The following is a 22,529-nucleotide window of genomic DNA, read 5'->3' as shown; positions in this document are numbered from 1 at the left end:
CCAAATGCTGCCTTTTTGTTAACTTATTTCTGGTGTGCCATTTATCTGTTTGTAAAACACCAGCAACTTTAGATGGTTATGTTGTTTTGATGAATATCTGTACAGTCTTTGGATTTTAATTAGTCGTTAAAACTTATATAGTGGGGGGCACCCTACGGGTGTCCCGCAAGGACGATCGCCGCGAGCGTGGGCGAACCCCAAAAAAAGACCAAAGAGGAATTAGTCGTGCTTGAAACATACCGTAAACACGTCGCAGAACGTGCCGCCGAAGGCGTGGTTGCCAAACCTCTGGATGCAGAGCAGGTCGCCGCCCTGGTTGAGCTGCTCAAGAACCCGCCCGCCGGCGAACAAGACTTTCTGAAAGAGCTGTTGTCCTCCCGTATTCCCCCTGGTGTTGATGAAGCGGCCTATGTCAAAGCCGGCTTCCTCACCGCCGTCGCCAAGGGCGAAGCCCACTCTCCCATCCTGAGCGCTGCCGAAGCCGTCGAGCTGCTGGGCACCATGCAGGGTGGTTACAACATTCAGCCGCTGATCGACCTGCTGGACCACGGGACCCTGGCTCCTCTTGCCGCCAAGGGCCTCTCCCACACCCTGCTGATGTTCGACTCCTTCCACGACGTGGAAGAGAAGGCCAAAGCGGGCAATGCCCACGCCAAGCAGGTGATGCAATCCTGGGCCGACGCCGAGTGGTTCCTCTCCCGCCCTGAACTGGCCGAGAAGATCACCGTCACCGTGTTCAAGGTGACCGGCGAAACCAACACCGACGATCTGTCGCCGGCGCCAGACGCCTGGTCCCGCCCGGACATTCCGCTGCACGCGCTGGCCATGCTGAAGAACGCCCGTCCCGGCATCACCCCGGACAAGGATGGCGTCATCGGCCCCATCAAGACCATCAATGCGCTGAAAGAGAAAGGTTTCCCGCTGGCTTACGTGGGTGACGTGGTCGGTACCGGCTCTTCCCGCAAATCCGCCACCAACTCGGTGCTCTGGTTCATGGGCGACGACATTCCGCACGTGCCGAACAAGCGTGCCGGCGGTGTCTGTCTCGGCGGCAAGATTGCCCCGATCTTCTTCAACACCATGGAAGATGCCGGCGCTCTGCCCATCGAAGTGGACGTCTCCAAGCTGGAAATGGGCGATGTGATCGACATCTACCCGTTTGCCGGCAAGATCTGCAAGCACGGCACCGACCAGGTGCTGGCGCAGTTTGAACTGAAAACCGACGTGCTGATCGACGAAGTGCGCGCCGGTGGCCGTATCCCGCTGATCATCGGCCGTGGCCTGACCGACAAGGCCCGCGAAGCGCTGGGTCTGCCGTTCTCCACCGTGTTCCGCCGTCCGCAGCCGGTAGCCGATACCGGCAAAGGCTTCACCCTGGCCCAGAAGATGGTGGGCAAGGCGTGCGGCGTGAAGGGCATTCGCCCCGGCACCTACTGCGAGCCCAAGATGACCACGGTCGGCTCCCAGGACACCACGGGCCCGATGACCCGTGACGAACTGAAAGATTTGGCCTGCCTCGGCTTCTCTGCCGACCTGACCATGCAGTCTTTCTGCCACACCGCGGCCTATCCCAAGCCTATCGACGTGCAGACTCATCACACCCTGCCGGACTTCATCATGAACCGGGGCGGTGTCTCCCTGCGTCCGGGCGACGGCGTCATCCACTCCTGGCTGAACCGCATGCTGCTGCCGGATACCGTGGGTACCGGTGGTGACTCCCACACCCGCTTCCCCATCGGCATCTCCTTCCCGGCGGGCTCTGGTCTGGTGGCCTTTGCCGCCGCCACCGGCGTGATGCCGCTGGACATGCCGGAATCCGTGCTGGTGCGCTTCAAGGGCGAGCTGCAGCCGGGCATCACCTTGCGTGACCTGGTCCATGCCATCCCCTACGCCGCCATCCAGAAAGGGCTGCTGACCGTCGAGAAAGCGGGCAAGAAGAACATCTTCTCCGGCCGTATCCTCGAGATCGAAGGGCTGCCGACCCTGAAGGTGGAGCAGGCGTTCGAGCTGGCGGATGCCAGCGCCGAGCGTTCCGCCGCCGGTTGCACCATCAAGCTGGATAAAGAGCCGATCATCGAGTATCTGAAGTCCAACATCGTGATGCTGAAGTGGATGCTGTCCGAAGGCTACGGCGACGTGCGCACCATCACCCGCCGCATCAAGGGGATGGAAGAGTGGCTGGCCAACCCGGTGCTGATGGAAGCGGACAAGGATGCCGAGTACGCCGAAATCATCGAGATCGATCTGGCCACCATCAAGGAGCCGATCCTGTGTGCACCGAACGATCCGGACGATGCCCGTCTGCTGAGCGACGTGGCAGGCGACAAGATCGACGAGGTGTTCATCGGTTCCTGCATGACCAACATCGGCCACTTCCGCGCCGCCGGCAAACTGCTCGAGAAGTATCAGGGCGAGCTGCCGACCCGCATGTGGATCGCGCCACCCACCAAGATGGACAAGGATCAGCTGACCGAAGAGGGCTACTACGGCATCTTCGGCCGGGTCGGTGCCCGCATCGAGATCCCGGGTTGTTCCCTGTGCATGGGCAACCAGGCGCGGGTAGCGGAAGGGGCCTCCGTGGTCTCCACCTCCACCCGCAACTTCCCGAACCGTCTGGGCAAAGGTGCCAACGTCTATCTGGCCTCTGCCGAGCTGGCTGCGGTTGCCGCCATCATCGGCAAGATCCCGACCGTGGCCGAGTACCTGCAGTACGCCAAGACCCTGGACGCCACTGCGGCCGACACCTATCGCTACCTCAACTTCAACGAGATCGCCTCCTACACCAAGAAGGCCGATGCGGTGATCCTGCAGCAAGCGGTATAAGGGTCGGCGCCGCCATAGCGCTCCCGTGCTGATGCAAAGCCCCGGCCCGTGCCGGGGTTTTTGTTTGCATTCTCATCAGCTGCTGCTCGTTTTTTGCTCTCATTAGGGCCCGATTCAGCATCGGCTGTTAAGGTGGGCGGCCATGTTTGCTGTCTGGTCCCGCTATGCCGATATCACTGTCCAACCTGGATTTCTCCCGTCCCTGGCTGCGTCTGGGGTGTACCCTGCTGCTGTTCACGCTGCCCCTCGCACTCGGGTTGTGGATGCTCTACAACGGTCACCTGCAGATGCTGGATCGTCAGTCAGAGCGCTCGGCCCGGCAGGCGGTCACCCTGATGGAGACCATGCTGGCCCACGCCGAGAGCGCCAACCGTACCTTGCTGCCCTTCGTCGAACAGCCGTGCGAACAGGCCCTGTTCACCCTGCGTCAGCAGGTGGCGCTGGTGCCCTTCGTGCGTACCGTCAACCTGGTGGGGGAGCAGGGGATCTACTGCAACTCGCTGTTCGGTGCCATCCAGTGGCCGGATCGGGCGGAGAGTTACAGCGACGGACGGCTGCGGCTGCTGGCGGGCAATCAGGTGCGGGCCGATCACCCCCTGCTGGCGCTGCGTGACAGCGAGGGCAGGGGGGCCGCCTTCAGCACCATAGACGGCGATTACCTGCGCTTCATGCTGGTGCTGAGCGGGCGGCCCTGTACTCTGCTGCTGCACGTGGGCAAGCAGTGGCTGGATGAGCGGGGCGTGCTGAGCGAAGGGGGTCAGCCGTTGCCAACCCTGGCCAGCCATGAAGTCCGTTCCGACCGCTATCCGCTCTCGATCTATGCCGGACACGAGATCCCCTCGCTCTGGTCCTCCCTGTGGCAGGCCCGGCAGTGGGCCATTATGGTGTTGTTTGGACTCTGCTTCGGCTTTGCCCTGCTCATCTGGTGGTTGCTGGGACGACCCCGCTCTCCCGTGGTGGAACTGGCTCGCGCCCTGCGCAATCGGGAATTTGTGCCCTATTTGCAACCGCTGGTGGGGGCGGGGAGCGAGCGGGTGATGGGGGCCGAGGTGTTGATGCGCTGGCAGCACCCGACGGCCGGGCTGATCCGCCCCGATCTCTTTATTCCCCAGGCGGAGGCGAGCGGTCTGATCGTGCCGATGACCACCCTGCTGATGGAGGAGGTGGCTCGCGAGCTGAGCATGGAGCGCGACCTGGTACCCGACGGGTTTCACATCAGCTTCAACATCAGTGCCGCCCACTGCCGCGACATGGCGCTGCTTGCCGAGTGCCGGCGCTTCCTCGATCACTTCGCGCCGGGCCAGGTGGTACTGGTGCTGGAGCTGACCGAGCGGGAGCTGCTGGTGGCGGATCCCCAGACCCTGGCGCTGTTTCGCCAGCTCGACGAGATGGGGGTCAGGCTGGCCATGGACGATTTTGGCACCGGCCACTCCAGCCTGCACTACCTGCAGCAGTTCCATGTGGACTATCTCAAGATAGATCAGTCGTTTATTGGCAGGATCGGCACCGAATCCCTGTCCGAGCACATAGTCGACAACGTGATCGATCTGGGGACCCGACTCGGCCTTGCATTGGTTGCCGAAGGGGTGGAGACGCGCCAGCAGGCCGACTACCTGAAAAGCAAAGGTGTCGACTACCTGCAGGGCTATCTGTTTGGCCGCCCGCTGCCGCTGCGCGACTTTCAGGCTGCGTTGGACCAGCCGCAGGCCGAGCCCGCGACGCCGGCGGTCTCGGCCTGAGTCATCAGGTGAGGGATTGCAGCCACTCCGCCAGTCTGGCGTGGGCACTGCCGGGAGCGGGCGGGGCGGGGGCGAGCAGGTGGTAGCCGGTGCCGTCGGGGCAAAAGCCGAGCGGCGCCACCAGCAGGCCGGCCTCGATGTCGTCGCACACCTGCCGGTAGGGACCGATGGCGACCCCCAACCCGGCTACGGCCGCCTGCAGGCTGAAGTAGAAGTGCTCGAAGGTCTGCCCCGGCGCCTCCTCGCCGGCGGACTGGCCGGCGTGCTGCAACCACTCCTGCCAGGCTCCCGGCCGGGTCTTGGTGTGCAGGCGGGGGGCTGCAGGGCGCAGGGCCGGGCCGTTGGCTCCCGTGTCGAAGAACTGTGTCACCTTGCCCGGCTGGCAGACCGGCCCGGTCAGCTCCTCGAACAGCGGCTGGCTGTAGAGCTCGGCCGGCCACTGAAAGTCGTTGCGCCGGATGGCGAGATCGATGCCGCTGCCGAAGCTGAGGGCGCCGCCCCCTGCCATCAGGTGCACGTCCAGCTCGGGATGCAGGGCCTGGAAGGCGGGCCAGCGCGGGATCAGCCAACGCATCAGCAGGGTTGGCTCGCAGGAAATGACCAGAGACGACGGCCTTCCCTGCCGGCGCAGCGCCTGCGCCGTCTGGCGGATGCCGCCCAGCCCCTCCCTGACCGCCTGATAGAGCCGCTCGCCCGCCTCGGTCAGAAAGACCCGGCGCTGGCGCCGCTCGAACAGCATGACCCCCAGATCCTCTTCCAGCAGCCGTACCGCCCGGCTGACCGCGCCGTGGGTGAGGTGCAGCTCGTCGGCGGCGCGACTGAAGTGCTCGGTGCGGGCCGCCACCTCGAAACAGCGCAGCGCGGTCAGGGCCGGCAGCGACAGGCTTTTCTGTGAATCATTCTCACTGTTCATGTCAGAAGTTATCGTTCGTTATTGGTGCTATGGCCAAATAAAATAGCCGATATTCCATGTGATCAGGACTATTTTCATGACCGAACTGTTAGCCGTAGTAGCCATTACCTTCTTTGCCGTCATCAGCCCGGGACCCGACTTCGCCATGGTGTCGCGCAACAGCCTGCTGCTCTCTCGCCGCAGCGGGGTGCTGACGGCGCTCGGCATCGGCGCCGGGGTCTGCGTGCACGTCACCTACACCCTGCTTGGGGTGGGATTGCTGATCCAGCAGTCGCTCTGGCTGTTCAATCTCATCAAGCTGGCGGGGGCTGCCTACCTCATCTTCCTCGGCATCAAGATGCTGCGGGCCAAACCGGTGAGCGCCGAGGTGCTGGCCGAGCAGCCCGCCCTCTCCAGCCTGGGGGCGCTGCGCACCGGTTTTCTGACCAATGTGCTCAACCCCAAGACCACCATCTTCATCGTCAGCCTGTTCATGCAGGTGGTGCAGCCGCAGACGCCGCTGGCGGTCCAGCTCGGTTACGGCGCCTTCATCGTGCTGGCCCACGCCGTCTGGTTCAGCGCGGTGGCGATCTTCTTCTCCACCGACTCGGTACGGGGTCGGCTGCTGGCGGTGCGCCACTGGATCGATCGGGTGTTTGGCGGGCTGCTGGTGGGATTCGGCATGCTGCTGGCACTGACCCAGCAGACGCGCTGAGGTGAGGGGAGAGGCGCTCTCCCCTATTCACCCCCGACTGTAGGGGCTTGTTTTTCATGCCTTGTGGTCCGCTTTTCGGTAGAATTGGCGCTCATTTTGACGTCAATAAAGATGAGGGGCGGTATGACGGTCAGGTTCCAGGCATTTCACAGCATCAAGGCGATAGGTCAGCGGGAGGTGCTGTTCAACTGGTCCAGAACCAATCCGCTCGGCGCACTGGAGCAGGTGTGGCGTCCCAAGAATCGCGATGAACTGCAGCAACTGCTGCGGGAAAACCCCGAGCGCAAGCTGCGCCTCATCGGCTCCGGCCTCTCCTTCGAACCCATCCACAGCGTCTATGCCGAGGGCAGCCAGGCGCTGCTGGTGGACTTGCACCACCTGCGCGGTCAGCTGGCCAAAACGGTCGATACCGTGACCTATCAGGCGGGGACGCCCCTCGACACCGTCTACGCCGATCTCATCGCCATGGAGCGGATGTTGCCGGCGTCTCCCGGCGTCATCGGCATCCAGACCCTGGGCGGTGCGCTCAGCACCGGCACCCACGGCCAGGGGCTGCACCAGTCCGCCCTGTGCGATGCGGTGGCGGCCATGACAGTCATGCTGGCCAGTGGCGACATCATCCGTGTGGATCGCACCGACTCGCGCTTCGGCGCCTTCGTGATGGGCATGGGGATGCTCGGCATTTTGCTCGACGTCACCCTGCAGACCGTGCCGAATCGCATCATGCGCTGCACCAAGTTCACCACCGACTATCCCTTCCTGCTGGCGCACAATGAGCGGCTCAACCGCGAGCACGCCTTTGTGAAGAGCTGGTGGTTCGCCTGGACCGGCGAGAGCCACATCTGGCTGGTGGACCCGGCCTCCGAAGAAGAGGTGGCCCGCTACCGCGCTGGCGGCAGCGAGCCGCTGCTGCTGGAGGGCGACATCGACGCCCGCATGAATGCCACCATAGATGCGACTCTGCAGAAGATGGCCAAGGACACCAAGGATGAGGCGCTGGCCGGCGAGCACTTCGAGACGGTGCGCCGCTTCAAGGATGCCTCCGATCTGGTGGGCAACGTCTACCAGATCCTCTGCAAGGGGATCCCGGCGCCCCAGATCAACTGCGAGGTGGCGGTGCCGCTGCATCGGATGAACGAGGCACTGGAGACCCTGCAGGCGTGGCAGCAGGCCAACCCCGGCGTGCTGCACTATCCCTTTATCCTGCGCTGCACCGGCCCCTCCAAGGCCTGGCTCAGCGCCGCCTATGATCAGTCGGTCTGCTGGATCGGGTTTCTGGTCTATCTGGCGGCGGACGGCACCTTCGTCAACGGCTCCATGGAGCAGATGCGCGAACTGCAGCAACTGCTGGTGCCGCTTGGCGGCATCCCGCACTTCGGCAAGCACCTGGCGATGGATCTCTACGACTTCCCGGCGCTGCTGCCGCGCTGGCACGACTTCCTTGCCCTCAAGGGCGAGCTCGACCCCCACGGCCGCTTCGAAAACCGCTGGCTTGCCGACCTGTTTGCCAACCGGTAAGGATCTGACATGACCGATATGCAAGATACCCGTATCCCAGTGACCCTGCTGACCGGCTTTCTCGGCAGCGGCAAGACCACCTTGCTCAATCACTGGGTCAAGCAGCCCGAGCTTGGCGAGTGCGCGGTGCTGATCAACGAGTTCGGCTCGGTGGGGCTGGATCACCACCTGGTGCAGCAGGTGGACGAGCAGGTGGTGCTACTCGATTCCGGCTGCATCTGCTGCTCGGTGCAGGGCTCCCTGGTGGAGGCGCTGCAGGGGCTGTTTATGAAGGCCATTCAGCGCAAGATCAAACCGTTCAAGCGACTCATCATCGAGACCACTGGTCTTGCCGATCCGGCCCCCGTGCTGTTCACGTTGAGGGAGGAGGGCTTTATCGCCCAGCGTTACCGCTTCGACGGCACCGTCACCGTGGTGGATGCCGGTCATATCGAGCAGCAGTTGGCGGCTCAGTATGAAGCGGTGAAACAGGTGGCGCTGGCGGATCTGCTGGTAGTGAGCAAGGGGGATCTGGTGGATGGCGAGCAGCTGGAGCGGGTCGAAGCCCAGCTGGCGGCCCTGAACCCGGCGGCCCCCATCAAGCGAGTCAGCAACGGCGAGCTGTCGCCTGCGGTGCTGGAGAAGCTGGGGGCCTACAACGAGGCGGCCGGGCGCGACGTGCGCCAGCTGCTGGCCTGGCTGCGCACCGAAGCCCCGAAACAGGGGCTGGCCTCGCCGATGCAGCCGAAGATGAAGCCGTTCACCGCCAAGGTGGGCACGGCCGCGCCGACCCACTTCGAGCACGGCAATATCGAGAGTTTCGCCCTGCGCATCGGCGAGCCGCTCAAGCCGTCCCGCCTGCTGGCCGCCATCGATGCGGTGCAGGCGCAATACGGCGATGCGCTGCTGCGGCTCAAGGGCATATTGCAGCTGGAGGGAGAGAGCCAGCCGGTGGTGATCCACGGCGTCCACGGCCAGCTCTATCCGCTGCAGGCGCTGGGAGAGTGGCCGGAAGGCAAGGCCCAGTCCCGGCTGGTGTTCATCGTGAAGAGTCAGGACAAGGCGGGCATAGAGCGGTTGTTCCTGGATACGCTCAAGGCGCCCGAGCCCAGCCTGGAAGAGCAGCTCAGAGCCATGCTCGGCCAGCCTGATGCCTGATGTAATGAGATGACCCGCGCTTGTGCGGGTCTTTTTTTGTCTGAAGAGGAGGTGGCTGCAGATGCCCGATAGCACACACATGGTGACCCCTGCCCAGCGCAAATGGCTGCCGCCGCTCACGGCGGTCGGTTTCTTCATGCAGACGCTGGATGGCACCATCCTCAACACTGCCCTGCCGAGCATGGCCGAGACCCTAGGCGAGAGCCCGCTGCAGATGCAGTCGGTGATCATCGCCTACATGCTGACGGTGGCGCTGCTCATTCCCGCCTCCGGCTGGCTGGCGGACCGATTTGGCACCCGCCGCATCTATCTGGCCGCCATCCTGCTGTTTACCTTGGGGTCTTTGGCCTGTGCGGCCGCCAACTCCCTGCCGCTGCTGGTGGCGGCGCGGGTGCTGCAAGGGATCGGTGGCGCCCTGCTGATGCCGGTGGGCAGGCTGGCGGTACTGCGGGTTTACAGCAAGCACGAGCTGCTGCGGGTGATGTCGTTCGTCACCATCCCCGGCCTGGTGGGGCCGCTCATTGGCCCGGCACTGGGGGGCTGGCTGGTGGAAGTGGCGAGCTGGCACTGGGTGTTTCTCATCAACCTGCCGGTGGGGTTGCTCGGCTTTATCGCCAGCTGGTACTTCATGCCGGATCTACGCCAGAGCACGGCCAAGTTCGACTGGCAGGGGTTCGTGATGTTCAGCGCCGGCATGGTGCTGGTGTCGGTGGGCCTGCAGGGGCTGGGGGAGCACAGCATCTCCACCGGCTGGGCGCTGTTTGCCCTGCTGTTCGGGCTGGCCGCCATGGCGAGCTACTGGCTCTATGCCGCCAATGCCGAGGAGCCGCTGTTCGGGCTGGGGCTGTTCAAGACCAGCACCTTCGCCATCGGCATCTGGGGCAACCTGTTTGCCCGCCTCGGCAGCGGCGCCATGCCGTTTCTCACCCCGCTGTTTCTGCAACTGGGGCTCGGCTTCTCGCCGAGCAAGGCGGGGATGACCATGATCCCCACCGTGCTGGGGGCCATGCTGACCAAGACGCTGGTGAACAAGCTCATTCCGCGCATCGGCTATCGCCGCATCCTGATCGGCAACACCCTGGCGCTGGGGGTGATGATCGCCAGCTTCTCCCTCATCGACAACCAGCTCCCCTACGGGGTGCTGCTGGGCTGGCTGATGGTGTTCGGCGCCATCAACTCGCTGCAGTTCTCCGCCATGAACACCCTGACCCTGCAGGATCTCAGCCCGGAGTTTGCCAGCAGCGGCAACGGCCTGCTGTCGGTGGTGATGCAGCTCTCCATGAGCCTGGGGGTGGCCATCGCCGCCAGCCTGCTGGGGCTCTTCTCGGCCGGTTCGGCGGCGGCGGATGGTCAGTGGCTGGGAGGCTTTCACCTCACCTACCTCTGCATCGGCCTGATGTCGATGCTGGCGGCGCTGATCTTCGCCCAGCTGGCGCGGGACAAGCGCTGAGCCGCGGGCTCAGGGGGCCGGCAGGTAGCTCACCTTGCAGGGCAGCTGGGTCAGCAGCCCGGCCAGGTGGGCGGTTTCCAGCAGGAAGGTCTGCTCGGGGTGGCCCGGCGTCCAAGTAAAGGCGTGGTGGGTCATGAGCACGGGATCCACCAGCAGCGGGATGTCGGCGCGGGGCAGGAAGGGGCAGACCGCGCCCGGCAGGCAACCGATCTGGGCCTGCATCTCGTCGGCGGTGCAGATGGAGGGCTTGGCGCCGAGCGCCGCCTTGACCGCCTTGTTGTCGAGCCGGCCATCCCTGTGGGTCAGCAGCAGGGCGAAGCGGCCATCCTTGAACTTGAGAAACAGGGTCTTGCTGAATTCGGCCTGCCAGCCGAGGCGGGCTCTCACCTTTTCATCGGTGGCGTAGTCGAGGATGGGTTCGTGCTCGAAGCGCTGGTGGGGCAGCCCGGCCAGCAGCCGGCAGTTGAAGTCGTGAATGGTATCGAGTGGCATGGAGTTCTCCTGTGATGGCGGCCATCCTGCCACTTGCACCGGCGCAGGCCCAATCACGGTTTCTTATCCGTTATCAGCTCCGTCCATCAACAACAAGGGCACCGCGAGGTGCCCTTGTTGTTCAGTGGTGCTGCAATTCGCCCGCTGCCCAGTGAAAGGGGATGGGGCAGAGCCGTTGGGAGGCCTTGTCGTAACGCTCCCACAGCTCACCGAGAGTGCGCCCATCCAGCGGATGGCGCAGGGCGGGGGCCAGTTCGGCCAGCGGCCAGAGCACGAAGGCGTTGCTGAGGATCTCGCCACGCGGCAGCACCAGCGGCGTCTCGCAGACCAGCTCGCCATAGAGCAGCAGATCGAGATCCAGGGTGCGCGGGGCGAACTTCTTGGCATCCGGCTCGCGGCCGTGGGCAAACTCCATGGCGCGCAGTCGCTGGCACAGGGTCGCCAGCGGCAGCTCGGTATCGGCGCCCACCACCAAGTTGTAGAAGGGGCGGCCGTTGAAGCCCACCGCCTCGCTCTCGAACACCCGGGAGACCTGCAGTTCACCAAACTCGGCTTGCAGCGCATCGAGGCCGGCGCGGATATGACGCTCGCGCTCGATGTTGGATCCCAGGCTGATATAGATGCGGGTCATCAGTTGGCGCTCGCGGCCGGGGTGCGGTGACGCAGGATCTCGACGCCGACACCGGCGGCATTGGGGACGGCGCCCGGTTTGGTCAGGGTGACCTTGACCCACTGTACCCGTTCGTCGGCCAGCACCAGCATGGCGACCTGTTCGGCCATGGTTTCGACCAGCTCCACCACCTTGCTGGAGGCGTGATCACAGATCTTGCGAGAGAGGGTGGCGTAATCCAGTGCCAGCTTGATATCGTCGGTTGCGGCGGCGGGGCGGTTGTCGAACCCCATCTCGAGGTCGAAACAGAGCTTCTGGCGAATGCCTTTCTCCCACTCGTATACACCGATAGTGGTCAAAACCTCGAGTCCGCGAATAAACACCTTGTCCATGACAGTACTTCTTCTTTACTCTTGATGGGCTGTGATGACAGCGCAGGGATGCAGGCCTGGCCAGCGGATGAGTGCCGGCGGCCGGTTTGGGCGACACGCGTTGGGCAACCCCACGCCGGCGCCAGAGAATGTGGCCCGCATCATACCCCATTCATATCGTGGTAAAAACGACCAAGATGACGGCCCTGACGATTTTGATGATTATTCTGGCCTACCTGGGCGGCTCGCTGTCCAGTGCGGTGCTGGTTTCCCGCATCACGGGTCTGCCGGATCCCCGTGATCACGGCTCCCACAACCCGGGGGCCACCAATGTGCTGCGCCTCGGTGGCCGGCTGGCGGCCGTGGTGGTGCTGCTGCTCGATGTGCTCAAGGGCACGGCGCCCGTCTACCTCGCCTGGTATCTGCAGATCAAACCCGTCTACCTCGGCTTTATCGGGGTGGCTGCCTGTCTCGGCCACATGTATCCCATCTTCTTCCACTTTCGTGGCGGCAAGGGAGTGGCCACGGCGCTCGGCACCATGATGCCCATCGGCTTCACCATGGGGGGCGCGGTGATCGGCACCTGGTTGCTGGTGCTGCTGGTGAGCGGCTATTCGTCGCTGGCCTCCATCATTACCGTGTTGCTGACCCCGCTCTTTACCTACCTGCTCAAGCCGGAATACACGTTGCCGGTGTCGCTGCTCTCCTGCCTCATTCTGATCCGCCATCACGAGAACATTGCCCGCCTGCTGAAGGGGGAGGAACCCAGAGTCTGGGGCCGCCAGAACCGCGCCGAGCAGGAAGAAGTGCTGGAAATGGATGATCCTGAGCAAAAAAGAGACGAACGAGACAAAAAGTGAAATTTCCCGTTGACCACCTGCCTTAAAATCCGTTTAATAGCGCCCACGCCCAGATAGCTCAGTCGGTAGAGCAGGGGATTGAAAATCCCCGTGTCGGCGGTTCGATTCCGTCTCTGGGCACCAAATTTTGGTGCCATGAAATAAAAATTTGTTCATGCACAATGGTTTAAAGTGTGCCGGCTTAGCTCAGTAGGTAGAGCAACTGACTTGTAATCAGTAGGTCACCAGTTCGATTCCGGTAGCCGGCACCATTTGCCCAGATAGCTCAGTCGGTAGAGCAGGGGATTGAAAATCCCCGTGTCGGCGGTTCGATTCCGTCTCTGGGCACCACAATCAAGGCGATGAGATAGCGATATCTGGTCTCCGATAGTTAATTCCTCCTTAGTTCAGTCGGTAGAACGGCGGACTGTTAATCCGTATGTCACTGGTTCAAGTCCAGTAGGAGGAGCCAATTCAAAAGCCCAGCAGCAATGCTGGGCTTTTTCTTTGCCTGTGTGCCGCTGTCTGGCTCCACTGCGGACAATAAATGGGCCAACCGGCGCCAAGTTGTCGCATTGCTCACCCTGTCCCCTCCCCATCAGTGACTTCGTCGGCTCGGCTAGTATGATGGCTTGCTGAGTCCGTCTCCTGCCCGGTTCGGGTCATGCAGGCTTATCGGGTACCAGGCCCGGTGCAGGCAAACGGAACCGTTTTTTGAGCGAGGTCATCCATGAATGCAACAGAGCTTTGGCAGCTTTCCCCCGAACAGTTCAACGAGTGGCGCCGGGCCAACGACTATCCCCTGATCTGGGATCTGCTGGTGGCGTCGCTGCCCCATTTTGACGACTGGATGACGGAGCAGAAGATCGACAAGCAGGTGATCTTCCAGATCGGCATCGCCCGCTTCATCAGCTCCCGCTGCGTGCTGAGCCTGTGTCTCTACATGAGCGACGACAAGATCAGGCTCTATGAGACCGCCTCGAGCGCGCTGGAGTCCCTGCGCAAGAGCGGGCTGATCCGCGCCGAGACGCGCTTTGAACCCTACTGCATGTGGCTGGCCGGCAAGCACGGCAAGGACGAGGTGAAGCGGGTGCAGAGCCTGCTCTCGGTCTCCGAGAACAACAAGGGGGAGGCCCAGGTACTGGGCAAGCACCGCCTGCTCAACATCGGCGGCGCCGAGCTCAAAAGCCCCATCATCTCAGGCCGGCTGCTCGACTTCACCTGCCTGGACGAACTCTCGCTGGATGGCGCCGTCAACAACTCCAAGGTCTATCTGTGGCACTGCTCGGCCAAGGGGGTGAGGGTCAACGGCGGGGTGATCGGGCTCGATCTGTTCGACTCCCTGCTGTGGGATCACAGGGCCTGGGCCAAGAAGCGGGAGCTGGCGCTGGAGGACGGGGTGTTTCAGGACTTCACCATCGAATGCGAGGAGATCCGTTTTCACTCCTCCCGGGCGGTGCTGAAAAACTTCAACGTGCGGGCCAAGAACTTCGACGCCACCATGGAGCACACCAACCTGGACAAGGTGCAGGTGGCCTACAACGAGAATGGCCGGGTCGATCACAGCGAGGCCAGCAAGCTCTACCGCAATGCCAAGCGGCTCTTCTCCAGCGTGGGTGATACCGTCGATGCCGGCGAGTGTTACTACAAGGAGAAGCTGCACGAGATGAAGTCGCTGGCGAGCCCGAGGGAGCTGTTCAAGGAGTGCTGGCTGCGCAGCGGCTTGCTCAAGAAAGGTTGGCTCACCCTGCTGTGCTACCTGAAGTGCGCCGCCAAGTTCATCAGCTTCATCACTTGGGGCTTTGGCGAGCGGCCGATCCGCAGCCTGCTGTTGTCGATGGGGGTGATCCTGCTGGCGACCCTGACCTATTTTCTGGCGCCGGCCTCGGTCACCTACCACCACCTGGGCCGCTCGCTCTACTTCAGCATCGTCACCTTCGTGACCCTGGGCTATGGCGACATCTCCCAGACCTCCTCCCCGCTCCAGCTGCTGTCGGCCATCGAGGCTTTCTGCGGCATGTTTCTGACCGGGTTGTTCCTGGCGGGATTTGCCTCCAAGACCAAGCAGTATTGATGGGGCGTCGGCTACCGCTCTAGCGGGTCAGCCGGCTGGCGTGCTCTCCTGCATTTTGAGCCAGAAGGCCTCCTGGCAGGGGTTGTGGAACAGCTTGCGCGCAGGTGTGATGGGAATGGGGCTGGTGACCACCCGGTAGCTGATCCAGCACTCCGGACAGAGCTGCGGGGAGGGCTCTTCGTCCAGCTCCAGCTGGTGGCAGATGACCACGCCGTTGGCAAACCAGTAATGGGTCTGCCGGTGATGAGTCAGAGTGCCGCTCTCGTCCTGCTCGCTGTGCTGTTCACTCTGCTGGCGGACGATTATCGCCGGCCCCGCCTGGCGATGGATGGCCCTGATGTAGGTCACGAGGTCGTTCATGGTGCTGCTGGATGAGTAGATGGATGGCCGATGGGGCGAGCTTACCCGCGCCGGCCGTGGACGGCAATCTCGCCCGCCGCTTGTAGGGTGGCGGGCATTCAGGAGAAAAGTGATGGGGATCCCTGCTGACAAGGCCGAGCTGCTGCTCGCCATCGAGACGAACTTCGGCAAGCTGTTCAAGGCCTTGCAGGCCGTCCCCGAGGGCCTGACACAAGAGCCGGTGATGGAGGGGCACAGCAAGGGCACCCGCATGAGCGTGGCCAATCTGGTGGCCTACCTCATCGGCTGGAATGAGCTGGTGATCAAGTGGATCGAGCGGAATGCGGCGGGTCTGCCGGTGGATTTTCCCGAGACCGGCTTTAAATGGAACGAGCTGGGCGGGCTGGCGCACAAATTCTATCGGGACTATGAGAGTCTGACCTACCCGCAGCTGCTGACCCGGCTGGTGGCGGCCAGGGCCCGCATCGTCGAGCTGATCGGGCAGCGCAGCGACGATGAGCTGTATGGTCGCCCCTGGTATGAGCGCTGGCCGCTGGGACGGATGATCCAGTTCAATACCGCCTCGCCCTATCACAATGCCAACGGCCGGTTGCGCAAGTGGTTGAAGAGCGAAGGGGTGAAGCCGTAGAGCTCGTTGGCGGCGAGCACAGGCGAGGGGGTGGCAAGGCGCAGGTCTCCCCCCTTGTTTCGCTGGCAGGCCCCAGTTGTTATACTGCCGCCCCGTTTCGTCGCCGGGCTGGCCGTGGGCCGGCGTGCTGACGCGAGACGGGCAGACTGGACAGGATCGTCCGGCCACCCGTGTTTCCTCCCTGGTTCAGCCGCTGGCGCGGCGAAGCGTCAATCCGTATGACACGGGTTTGCAGCCGGCAGGAAGAGTCATTCAAGGAGCCCTTGTCGCAAGACAAGGGCTCCTGCTTTATGGGGGCCATAACAACAATACTCACCACACAGCGACAGATTTCAGGATTGGTATGGAAAATCAAGCAGTTAAAGATTCTCACCAGGGGGCGGCCTCCCTTCGCCGCTGGCTGGAGCCGGTATTGGTGCTGGTTATCCTCGGCAGCCTGTTTGGCTACCTCGGCAGCCAGATGGGCCTCTCCGCCCTGGTCAACACCCTGTTCAACACCGCTCACCAGCTGTTGCTCAACACAGTGCTCTTCATCATGGGCATTACCGTGCTGTCGGGCGCACTCAGCCAGCTGCTCAGCGAGTTCGGGGTGATCCGCCTGCTGGAGGTGCTGCTGGCACCGCTGATGAAGCCGGTGTTCCGGCTGCCGGGGCGCACCGCATTGGCGGCCCTGATGACCTTCTTCTCCGACAACCCGGCGGTGATCAGCCTCGCCAAGGACAGCCGTTTTCGCAAGGGCTTCACCCCCTGGCAGCTGGTGTCGCTCACCAACTTCGGCACCGCCTTCGGCATGGGGCTGATCGTGGTGACCTTCATGGCGACCCTGCAACTGCCGGGCGGCGAGTCCACCGCCAGCGCGGCGCTGATCGGTCTGCTCGGCGCCCTCATCGGCTCCGTGGTGTCTACCCGGCTGATGCAGCGGATGATCCGCCCGCTGGTGGGGGAGACCCCGATCACCGACGAGGTGGCGAGCGTGGGGGCCAAACCGGGTCTGAGCCAGGAAGCCGCCCCGACCTGGCTGCGGGTGCTCAACGCCCTGCTGGACGGTGGCAAGTCCGGGGTGGAGCTGGGGATGGCGGTGATCCCCGGGGTGCTCATCATCAGCACCTTCGTGATGCTGCTGACCTTCGGCCCGGGCGAGCAGGGCTACAGCGGTGAAGCCTTCCAGGGGGTGGCGCTGCTGCCGGTGCTGGCGGCCAAGGTGGGCTGGCTGTTCGAGCTGCTGTTCGGCTTCACCCACGCCGAGCTGGTGGCCTTCCCGGTCACCTCGCTGGGGGCGGTCGGGGCCGCCATGTCGCTGGTGCCTCCCTTCATCGGCAAGGGCTGGATCACCGGCAACGAGGTGGCGGTGTTCACCGCCATGGGCATGTGCTGGAGCGGCTTCTTGAGCACCCACACCGCCATGCTGGATGCGCTCGGCTATCGCCATCTCACCTCCCGCGCCATCGTGGCCCACACCATCGGCGGCCTGTGCGCCGGGGTGGCGGCTCACCAGCTCTATCTCTGGCTGGGGTGAGCCATCAAGCAGCAAAAGGGCGCCTCGGCGCCCTTTTGCTTGCGTGGCCGACCGGCGGCCTCACAGGTTGCCGGGTCTGGGGATGGGGATGCCGAGCAGGAAGTTGTCCATCATGCCGACCATGCGACCCAGCTCGGGTTTGGTGATGGTGTCGTTGGCTCCCAGCTGCAGCGCCTTGTGGCGGTTGTCATCGCTCATCAGCGACGAGAACATGACGATGGGGGTGGTCTTGAAGGCGGGGGTATCGCGCAGCCGCTTGAGCAGGTGCATGCCATCCATGCGGGGCATCTCCACGTCGGTGATGATGCCGCTGACGAACTCGGCCACCGGGATCTTCTCCTCCTGCGACAGGCGATCGAACTCCATCAGCATCTCCAGCCCGTCGCCCCCGTCCTTGGCGGTCACCACGTTGTAGCCTGCGGTGCGCAGGGTGGTCTCGATCATCTTGCGGATGAAGGCGGAGTCGTCCACCACCAGAATGGTTTTGGCCTGGCGCATGGCCATCATGCGATCGTCGATGATGACCTTGCGATCCTGGGTCACATCGTACTTCTCCATGCTCAGCTCAGGGTTGATGTCGGCGATGATCTTCTCGAAGTCGAGGATCATGATGAGGTTGCCGTCGCGCCTGACCACCGCCACCACGCAGTCATTCTCGCCCGCCTCCAGGAACTGGCTGGGGGACTCCACATCCTCCCAGGAGACCCGGTGGATCCTGCTGACGCTGTCGATGAGGAAGCCGTTTGCCATCTTGTTGAAGTCGGTGACGATGACCACCTTGTTGCTGTTGTCCGGGTTGGTGCGGATGCCGAGCCAGCCGGCCAGATCCACCAGCGGGATCAGCCGCTCGCGCAGGGAGAAGACCCCCACCATGTGACGCTGGGCATTGGGGTAGTCGGTGGTCTCCGGCACCCGGATCACCTCGCGCACCTTGGCGACGTTGATGCCGTAATAGGCTATTTTCTCGCGGCCATCGGGCAGCTGCTTCTTGAGGTGGAATTCGATGATCTCGAGCTCGTTGGTGCCGCTCTCGGTCAGGATGGATTTACGCTCTTCCCCGTCTTTGGACATCATGGTCACTCTCGTGCTTCTGGTTGCGCTGGCAGCACCCGCTGCGGTTTTCCCTCAGTATAGGAATGGATCCGCCGACGACGGCGGGATCCACACAAGATCGCCTCCATAACCGCTTGATCCCGCAGGCTGGAAGGCGCGTATCAGCCTATCAGGAAAAGCGCGGGGCGATGGAGAAGGCCATCACACTCGCCACAAGGGGGCTTGTCATGGAAGAGAGTGTCGTGGTGATCGGCGCCGGCGGGGGGCTGGGAAGCGCCCTGGTCGAGCACTGGCTGGCGGCGGGTGCCGCGCCCGTCATCGCCGTCAGTCGCCAGCCGCAACCGGCGGGGCTCAACAGCAGCAAGCTGCACTGGCTGCGCTGCGATTACAGTGATGAACAGCTGGCAGAGGTGGTGGCCCGCCTCGGCGAGCTTGCGCCGAGGCCACGCTGGCTGGTGATCTGCAACGGCCTGCTGCAGCAGGGAAGCATCCGGCCGGAGAAGCGGCTCGAGGCGCTCAACCTCGAGGCCATGACCCAGCTCTACCAGACCAACGCCCTGCTGCCGCTGCGCTGGATCAGCCAGCTGCTGCCGCTGCTGGGGTCGAGCCCTTGTACCCTGGCGGTGCTCAGCGCCCGGGTTGGTAGCATCGGCGACAACCGCGCCGGGGGCTGGTATGGCTATCGCGCCGCCAAGGCGGCTCTCAACATGCTGCTCAAGTGTGCCGCCATCGAGCTCGCCAGACGGGCGCCCGGTGTCAAGTTGCTGGCGTTTCATCCGGGCACGGTGGATACCGCGCTATCACGACCGTTTCACGGCAACCTGGCCGCCGGCAGCCTGCACAGCCCGCAACAGGCTGCCGCGCATCTGGTAACGCTGATGGCGCGGCTGACTCCGGATGGCGAGCTGAGCTACCTCGACTGGCGAGGCGAGCCTATCGAGTGGTAGCGGGCGGCAGCAGCCGGGCCAGCAGGCTGCGCAGCGCCTTGATGACCGCCGGCTTGCCTGCCAGTTGCAGCCTGGCCGCCAGCGCTCCCCAGTCGGCATATTGCCAGATGGTGGCGATCAGCAGTTGCCGCTCGGCGGGGTCAAGCTCTGCCAGTTGTGTCAGGTTGCCCGCCAGCCAGCGCTGCAGGCTGGGCTGGCACAGCTCGAACGGTTTGTGGTGGTGGGCAAAGCAGGCCAGCTCATCCTGATCAAAAGCATCGAGCCTGCTCAAGCTGGCCTCACCATCCCGCAGGCATTGCCACACCAGCTCGGATTCAAGATTTTTCAGCTCGCCCGCCAGCAGGGTGGGCAGCTGGCGCACGAAGCGTTGGTGCCAGTCGGTCAGCTCGGCGGCACAGGTCGGTTGCAGCGCCTTGAGCAGCAGGGCGGCGTGGCTGCCGCTGGCGGCATCTCGCTGCAGGCCGATGCGCAGCACCTTGAGCCCGGCCTTGCGCCAGAAGGGCAGCAGATCGGCGCTGGCCGAGAAGGCGGAGCCCAGATAGTCGAGCCCTGCCGCCTGATAATGCTGTTCGAGGTGGGCCAGCAGGAGCGACCCCAGCCCGTGGCGATGGAGCGCTGGATGAATGGCGATGCGCATCACCCGGGCGTAGCTGCGTGCGCCTGCGGTTTTGAAGCCGGCGTGCGCCAGCATCGATTGGGGCAGCAGGTGGCCGCGCGGGCGCCGTCGCCCGGCCCAGATCGCCTCGGCCAGCTCGTCTGCTATCTCTCCTTCCCGGGCCACCAGTGCCACCCCGAGCAGATGCGGACCCTGCTCCAGCAGGTGGATGTCGAGGGTTGGGCTCTCCAGCAGGTAACGCAGATCGCTCGGCGTGGTCTGGTAATGGGCCAGCACCAGCAGGCCGAATACCCGATGGAGCAGCCCCTCGTCGGCAGCCAGTGCATCCTGCTCGAGCCGGCGCCAGCCAGGCTGGGTGGGCGCTGGCGGCGTTTCGACCTCGGCGTTGAGGCCGAGCAGCCGGAACACCAGTGGCTCCAGCGGATCCCGGCTACTCCAGCGGATCGGCTCGGCCAGGTGGATCTCCTGCCAGCCGGGCGTCTCGCGATCGAGCACCCGTTTGAAGCGCAGGTGAAAACCGCGACCCGTGCCCTCGTAGCCGTGCTCTGTGGTGGCGAAGACGATGCGGCCGTGCCGGGCCAGCATGGCTTCCAGTAGCGGGGTGGGGATGGCGGCCGCTTCGTCCACCAGCAGCAGATCGGGCTGCAGCGGCTCGTGCACCAGCCGATCCGGCGAGCAGTAGCTGAGCCCTGCCAGCAGTTGTGGTACGTCTTCAAGGGCACGGGCGGCGTGGGCAAACAGGGTGGCGACCGTGGCCTGGGAGGGCGCCGTCACCACGATCTGCAGATCGGGTTGTTGGCGCAGCAGTTCGGCAGCGGCCAGCCCTAGCAGGCTGCTCTTGCCGCGACCCCGATCCGCACTCAATACCAGCGGGCGGCGGCGGTGACCGTGCAACACCTTGTGGATGGCGGGCAGGGCGCGGGCCTGATCACAGCTCAATGGCCGCGCTGGCCCAACCGGCTGCCATGGGGTCGTCGTGGCTGGTGGCGTCAGCTCAAGGGCTTTCTCGCCCGCCAGCAGCCGCACCAGCCGGGCGAGAAAGCCGTGACCCGCCAGCACGATGTCTTCCGGTTGTGCCACCAGCCGTACCCGGTCTGGATCCGGATACTCGGGCCATTGCGCTCTGGGGGGCGTCAGCAGCAGCAGCAGGCCGCCTGCCCGCAAGGTGCCCGCCAGCGCCCCGAATGCATCGGGGTGAAAACCGCTGAAAGTATTAAACACAAGCGTGTCGCACTCCTGACCGAGCCGCTGCAACGCCTTGGCCGCCGGTTGCGGGTGGTGCTCGCTCGGGCCGTCCCCCAGCCAGTAGCTGACGCCGCTCAGCAGCGTCTCGGCTCGGGCGATGCAATCGGCCTCATCACCTTCCAGCCAGATCAGCCGCCGTTCACCGGTGCGAGCCAGCACCTGGCGCAACTCGTCGAGCGCAGCCGGCATCATGAGGCGGTGCTGTCGGCCGGTTTGCGGGGCTCGAACATGCGATCCCCCATCTGGTCGATGAAGGTGTGTGCCTTCTGCACCATGAAGCGCTCTGCATCGGCGGGGTTGGCAAACAGATCGGAGCGGATGAAGCGGTGGGTCTGCAGCACGCCATCCAGCTCCTTGGTGATGCGGCCAGCCAGTCGATACTGACCCCCTTCGGCCATGGGCTCGGGATAGATGAGGTAGCCGGCGTATTCGGTGGGAGTGACTTCGGCGACCGCAGCGGGCTGGCCGCCAAACAGGGCAGTGAACAGTTTCTTGAGCATGATGTTTCCCTCAGTGACAGGGCATTGTCACCAAGGGGTTGATGGCTGGCAAGCGGGGGATCTTATTACCAATCGTTATTTGCACTACGAACCATTCTCATTTAGATTTCATGGCAATCCAGCATGAGGTAAACACTATGTACGTCTGTTTGTGCCGCGGCATCACAGATTCCCAGATCCGCAAGGCGGTACAGGCAGGCAAGACCGAGTTTCGCCAGCTCAAGCAGTCGCTCGAAGTGGGTGCCCAGTGTGGCAAGTGCGTGCGCATGACCATGGAGATCATCGCCGCCGAACTCGACAAAGCCGAGCTGGAACAGGCGCCGCTCTACTACGAGGTGGCCTGAGCAGGGCCTGTCGCCAGTAAAACCGGCCCGTCTTTTCAATCCCTTCCCGTAGGCGAGCTGGCTCGCCGGACCTTTTGTTGTCACTTTTCTGGACTAAGCTCTAAAGATCTCAGCCTCAGGCACGAACCAAGGAGCACTGTCGATGAAAGGAGATCCCAAGATCATTGCCCACCTCAACAAGGTGCTGGCCAATGAGCTGATAGCCATCAACCAATATTTTCTGCATGCCCGCATCTACGATGACTGGGGCCTCAAGGCGCTCGGTCACAAGGAGTATCACGAGTCCATCGATGAGATGAAACACGCCGACGAGCTGGTCAAGCGGGTGCTGTTTCTGGAAGGGCTGCCCAACTTGCAGGATCTGGGCAAGCTGCGCATCGGCGAGACGGTGGAGGAGATGCTGCGCTGCGACCTGTCGCTGGAGATGGATGCCATCCCGGACCTGAAGGTCGCCATCGCCTACGCCGAGTCGGTGCAGGATTACATCAGCCGCGACCTGTTCCAGGAGATCCTGGAAGACGAGGAGGAGCACGTGGACTGGCTGGAGACCCAGCTCGATCTCATCGATCGCATCGGGCTGGAGAACTATCAGCAGTCCCAGCTGCATCACGGCGGCTCCTGAATAGTTATGGCATGAAAAAACGATTAAAAAACCCGCTG

The 22,529-nt window shown here is 63.6% G+C and carries 21 protein-coding genes and 4 tRNA genes; 17 read left to right on the top strand and 8 right to left on the bottom strand.

The window, feature by feature from the left end; translation table 11 throughout:
• The first annotated feature begins 225 nt into the window (after positions 1–225).
• Together acnB and AHA_RS19480 are read left to right on the top strand one after the other, a co-directional pair.
• Positions 226–2,823, top strand: a complete 2,598-nt coding sequence (gene acnB, locus AHA_RS19485; RefSeq protein ID WP_011707556.1) for a bifunctional aconitate hydratase 2/2-methylisocitrate dehydratase — start codon at positions 226–228, stop codon at positions 2,821–2,823.
• A 164-nt stretch (positions 2,824–2,987) separates the two neighbouring features.
• Positions 2,988–4,562, top strand: a complete 1,575-nt coding sequence (locus AHA_RS19480; protein ID WP_011707555.1) for an EAL domain-containing protein — start codon at positions 2,988–2,990, stop codon at positions 4,560–4,562.
• Between the two features lie 4 nt (positions 4,563–4,566).
• Here AHA_RS19480 and AHA_RS19475 read toward each other — a convergent pair whose 3' ends face one another.
• Positions 4,567–5,475, bottom strand: coding sequence for a LysR family transcriptional regulator (locus AHA_RS19475; protein WP_011707554.1), 909 nt, complete (start codon positions 5,473–5,475; stop codon positions 4,567–4,569).
• Positions 5,476–5,551: 76 nt separating this feature from the next.
• Here AHA_RS19475 and AHA_RS19470 point away from each other — a divergent pair, with 76 nt between their 5' ends.
• The 4 genes from AHA_RS19470 (at position 5,552) to mdtD (ending at position 10,274) form a co-directional block, all read left to right on the top strand.
• Complete coding sequence (locus AHA_RS19470) at positions 5,552–6,169, top strand: LysE family translocator (RefSeq protein ID WP_011707553.1); 618 nt, start codon at positions 5,552–5,554, stop codon at positions 6,167–6,169.
• 123 nt (positions 6,170–6,292) lie between these two features.
• Positions 6,293–7,687, top strand: a complete 1,395-nt coding sequence (locus tag AHA_RS19465) for a D-arabinono-1,4-lactone oxidase (protein WP_011707552.1) — start codon at positions 6,293–6,295, stop codon at positions 7,685–7,687.
• A 9-nt stretch (positions 7,688–7,696) separates the two neighbouring features.
• A complete protein-coding gene (locus AHA_RS19460) occupies positions 7,697–8,824 on the top strand; it encodes a CobW family GTP-binding protein (protein ID WP_164927753.1) in 1,128 nt (375 codons plus the stop codon).
• A 61-nt stretch (positions 8,825–8,885) separates the two neighbouring features.
• Entirely contained in the window at positions 8,886–10,274 is a 1,389-nt protein-coding gene (gene mdtD / locus AHA_RS19455) for a multidrug transporter subunit MdtD (RefSeq protein ID WP_011707550.1), read from the top strand.
• Positions 10,275–10,283: 9 nt separating this feature from the next.
• On the opposite strand, the gene AHA_RS19450 is transcribed toward mdtD, so the two are convergent.
• The 3 genes from AHA_RS19450 to folB form a co-directional block, all read right to left on the bottom strand.
• Positions 10,284–10,766 carry a YbaK/EbsC family protein gene (locus AHA_RS19450; protein ID WP_011707549.1) on the bottom strand — a complete coding sequence of 161 codons (483 nt, stop codon included), beginning with the start codon at positions 10,764–10,766 and terminating at the stop codon, positions 10,284–10,286.
• 121 nt (positions 10,767–10,887) lie between these two features.
• On the bottom strand, positions 10,888–11,397 hold the full coding sequence (gene folK / locus AHA_RS19445) for a 2-amino-4-hydroxy-6-hydroxymethyldihydropteridine diphosphokinase (RefSeq protein ID WP_011707548.1): 510 nt from the start codon (positions 11,395–11,397) through the stop codon (positions 10,888–10,890).
• Positions 11,397–11,768 (bottom strand): dihydroneopterin aldolase, encoded by a 372-nt coding sequence (gene folB, locus AHA_RS19440; protein WP_011707547.1) that lies wholly within the window; start codon positions 11,766–11,768, stop codon positions 11,397–11,399. The genes folK and folB overlap by 1 nt, the downstream gene beginning before the upstream one ends.
• A 176-nt stretch (positions 11,769–11,944) precedes the next feature.
• On the opposite strand from folB, the gene plsY reads away from it, so the two are divergent.
• The 6 genes from plsY to AHA_RS19410 all read left to right on the top strand — a co-directional run bounded on the left by plsY (position 11,945) and on the right by AHA_RS19410 (position 14,660).
• Complete coding sequence (plsY, locus tag AHA_RS19435) at positions 11,945–12,607, top strand: glycerol-3-phosphate 1-O-acyltransferase PlsY (RefSeq protein WP_016352149.1); 663 nt, start codon at positions 11,945–11,947, stop codon at positions 12,605–12,607.
• Between the two features lie 47 nt (positions 12,608–12,654).
• Positions 12,655–12,730: transfer RNA gene (locus AHA_RS19430), tRNA-Phe, on the top strand.
• 52 nt (positions 12,731–12,782) lie between these two features.
• Positions 12,783–12,858 (top strand) — tRNA-Thr (locus AHA_RS19425).
• Between the two features lie 3 nt (positions 12,859–12,861).
• Positions 12,862–12,937, top strand: a tRNA-Phe gene (locus tag AHA_RS19420).
• A 45-nt stretch (positions 12,938–12,982) separates the two neighbouring features.
• Positions 12,983–13,058 (top strand) — tRNA-Asn (locus AHA_RS19415).
• Between the two features lie 258 nt (positions 13,059–13,316).
• Positions 13,317–14,660, top strand: a complete 1,344-nt coding sequence (locus tag AHA_RS19410) for a potassium channel family protein (RefSeq protein ID WP_011707545.1) — start codon at positions 13,317–13,319, stop codon at positions 14,658–14,660.
• A gap of 27 nt (positions 14,661–14,687) precedes the next feature.
• Here AHA_RS19410 and AHA_RS19405 read toward each other — a convergent pair whose 3' ends face one another.
• The gene (locus AHA_RS19405) at positions 14,688–15,020 is read right to left on the bottom strand and encodes a hypothetical protein (protein ID WP_077392300.1); all 333 of its coding nucleotides are present in this window, start codon (positions 15,018–15,020) and stop codon (positions 14,688–14,690) included.
• A gap of 112 nt (positions 15,021–15,132) precedes the next feature.
• On the opposite strand from AHA_RS19405, the gene AHA_RS19400 reads away from it, so the two are divergent.
• Positions 15,133–15,648, top strand: coding sequence for a ClbS/DfsB family four-helix bundle protein (locus AHA_RS19400; RefSeq protein WP_011707544.1), 516 nt, complete (start codon positions 15,133–15,135; stop codon positions 15,646–15,648).
• Positions 15,649–15,991: 343 nt separating this feature from the next.
• A complete protein-coding gene (locus AHA_RS19395; protein ID WP_029302089.1) occupies positions 15,992–17,164 on the top strand; it encodes a CD0519/CD1768 family membrane protein in 1,173 nt (390 codons plus the stop codon).
• Positions 17,165–17,224: 60 nt separating this feature from the next.
• Here AHA_RS19395 and AHA_RS19390 read toward each other — a convergent pair whose 3' ends face one another.
• On the bottom strand, positions 17,225–18,238 hold the full coding sequence (locus AHA_RS19390; RefSeq protein ID WP_011707542.1) for a chemotaxis protein: 1,014 nt from the start codon (positions 18,236–18,238) through the stop codon (positions 17,225–17,227).
• Positions 18,239–18,444: 206 nt separating this feature from the next.
• On the opposite strand from AHA_RS19390, the gene AHA_RS19385 reads away from it, so the two are divergent.
• Positions 18,445–19,164 carry an SDR family NAD(P)-dependent oxidoreductase gene (locus AHA_RS19385; protein WP_011707541.1) on the top strand — a complete coding sequence of 240 codons (720 nt, stop codon included), beginning with the start codon at positions 18,445–18,447 and terminating at the stop codon, positions 19,162–19,164.
• Here AHA_RS19385 and AHA_RS19380 read toward each other — a convergent pair.
• Positions 19,151–21,217 (bottom strand): tRNA(Met) cytidine acetyltransferase TmcA, encoded by a 2,067-nt coding sequence (locus tag AHA_RS19380; RefSeq protein ID WP_011707540.1) that lies wholly within the window; start codon positions 21,215–21,217, stop codon positions 19,151–19,153. The genes AHA_RS19385 and AHA_RS19380 overlap by 14 nt on opposite strands.
• A complete protein-coding gene (locus tag AHA_RS19375; RefSeq protein WP_011707539.1) occupies positions 21,214–21,525 on the bottom strand; it encodes an HlyU family transcriptional regulator in 312 nt (103 codons plus the stop codon). The genes AHA_RS19380 and AHA_RS19375 overlap by 4 nt, the downstream gene beginning before the upstream one ends.
• 137 nt (positions 21,526–21,662) lie before the next feature.
• On the opposite strand from AHA_RS19375, the gene AHA_RS19370 reads away from it, so the two are divergent.
• Both AHA_RS19370 and bfr read left to right on the top strand, forming a co-directional pair.
• The gene (locus AHA_RS19370) at positions 21,663–21,869 is read left to right on the top strand and encodes a bacterioferritin-associated ferredoxin (RefSeq protein ID WP_016352142.1); all 207 of its coding nucleotides are present in this window, start codon (positions 21,663–21,665) and stop codon (positions 21,867–21,869) included.
• A 142-nt stretch (positions 21,870–22,011) separates the two neighbouring features.
• Entirely contained in the window at positions 22,012–22,491 is a 480-nt protein-coding gene (bfr, locus tag AHA_RS19365) for a bacterioferritin (protein ID WP_011707537.1), read from the top strand.
• Positions 22,492–22,529: the final 38 nt, after the last annotated feature.

Origin of the sequence: Aeromonas hydrophila subsp. hydrophila ATCC 7966 (assembly GCF_000014805.1) — a bacterium.
GTDB lineage: Bacteria > Pseudomonadota > Gammaproteobacteria > Enterobacterales > Aeromonadaceae > Aeromonas > Aeromonas hydrophila.
Note: the sequence above shows the minus strand (reverse complement) of the source record. Positions and strands in the feature narration are given on the sequence as shown.

What these genes read in the sequence shown, in the direction of transcription:
- AHA_RS19480 (WP_011707555.1), top strand. Translation starts at nt 2,988, where the DNA reads ATGCCGATATCACTGTCCAACCTGGATTTCTCCCGTCCCTGGCTGCGT.
- AHA_RS19475 (WP_011707554.1), bottom strand. Translation starts at nt 5,475, where the DNA reads ATGAACAGTGAGAATGATTCACAGAAAAGCCTGTCGCTGCCGGCCCTG.
- AHA_RS19470 (WP_011707553.1), top strand. Translation starts at nt 5,552, where the DNA reads ATGACCGAACTGTTAGCCGTAGTAGCCATTACCTTCTTTGCCGTCATC.
- AHA_RS19465 (WP_011707552.1), top strand. Translation starts at nt 6,293, where the DNA reads ATGACGGTCAGGTTCCAGGCATTTCACAGCATCAAGGCGATAGGTCAG.
- AHA_RS19460 (WP_164927753.1), top strand. Translation starts at nt 7,697, where the DNA reads ATGACCGATATGCAAGATACCCGTATCCCAGTGACCCTGCTGACCGGC.
- mdtD (WP_011707550.1), top strand. Translation starts at nt 8,886, where the DNA reads ATGCCCGATAGCACACACATGGTGACCCCTGCCCAGCGCAAATGGCTG.
- AHA_RS19450 (WP_011707549.1), bottom strand. Translation starts at nt 10,766, where the DNA reads ATGCCACTCGATACCATTCACGACTTCAACTGCCGGCTGCTGGCCGGG.
- folK (WP_011707548.1), bottom strand. Translation starts at nt 11,397, where the DNA reads ATGACCCGCATCTATATCAGCCTGGGATCCAACATCGAGCGCGAGCGT.
- folB (WP_011707547.1), bottom strand. Translation starts at nt 11,768, where the DNA reads ATGGACAAGGTGTTTATTCGCGGACTCGAGGTTTTGACCACTATCGGT.
- plsY (WP_016352149.1), top strand. Translation starts at nt 11,945, where the DNA reads ATGACGGCCCTGACGATTTTGATGATTATTCTGGCCTACCTGGGCGGC.
- AHA_RS19410 (WP_011707545.1), top strand. Translation starts at nt 13,317, where the DNA reads ATGAATGCAACAGAGCTTTGGCAGCTTTCCCCCGAACAGTTCAACGAG.
- AHA_RS19405 (WP_077392300.1), bottom strand. Translation starts at nt 15,020, where the DNA reads ATGAACGACCTCGTGACCTACATCAGGGCCATCCATCGCCAGGCGGGG.
- AHA_RS19400 (WP_011707544.1), top strand. Translation starts at nt 15,133, where the DNA reads ATGGGGATCCCTGCTGACAAGGCCGAGCTGCTGCTCGCCATCGAGACG.
- AHA_RS19395 (WP_029302089.1), top strand. Translation starts at nt 15,992, where the DNA reads ATGGAAAATCAAGCAGTTAAAGATTCTCACCAGGGGGCGGCCTCCCTT.
- AHA_RS19390 (WP_011707542.1), bottom strand. Translation starts at nt 18,238, where the DNA reads ATGATGTCCAAAGACGGGGAAGAGCGTAAATCCATCCTGACCGAGAGC.
- AHA_RS19385 (WP_011707541.1), top strand. Translation starts at nt 18,445, where the DNA reads ATGGAAGAGAGTGTCGTGGTGATCGGCGCCGGCGGGGGGCTGGGAAGC.
- AHA_RS19380 (WP_011707540.1), bottom strand. Translation starts at nt 21,217, where the DNA reads ATGATGCCGGCTGCGCTCGACGAGTTGCGCCAGGTGCTGGCTCGCACC.
- AHA_RS19375 (WP_011707539.1), bottom strand. Translation starts at nt 21,525, where the DNA reads ATGCTCAAGAAACTGTTCACTGCCCTGTTTGGCGGCCAGCCCGCTGCG.
- AHA_RS19370 (WP_016352142.1), top strand. Translation starts at nt 21,663, where the DNA reads ATGTACGTCTGTTTGTGCCGCGGCATCACAGATTCCCAGATCCGCAAG.
- bfr (WP_011707537.1), top strand. Translation starts at nt 22,012, where the DNA reads ATGAAAGGAGATCCCAAGATCATTGCCCACCTCAACAAGGTGCTGGCC.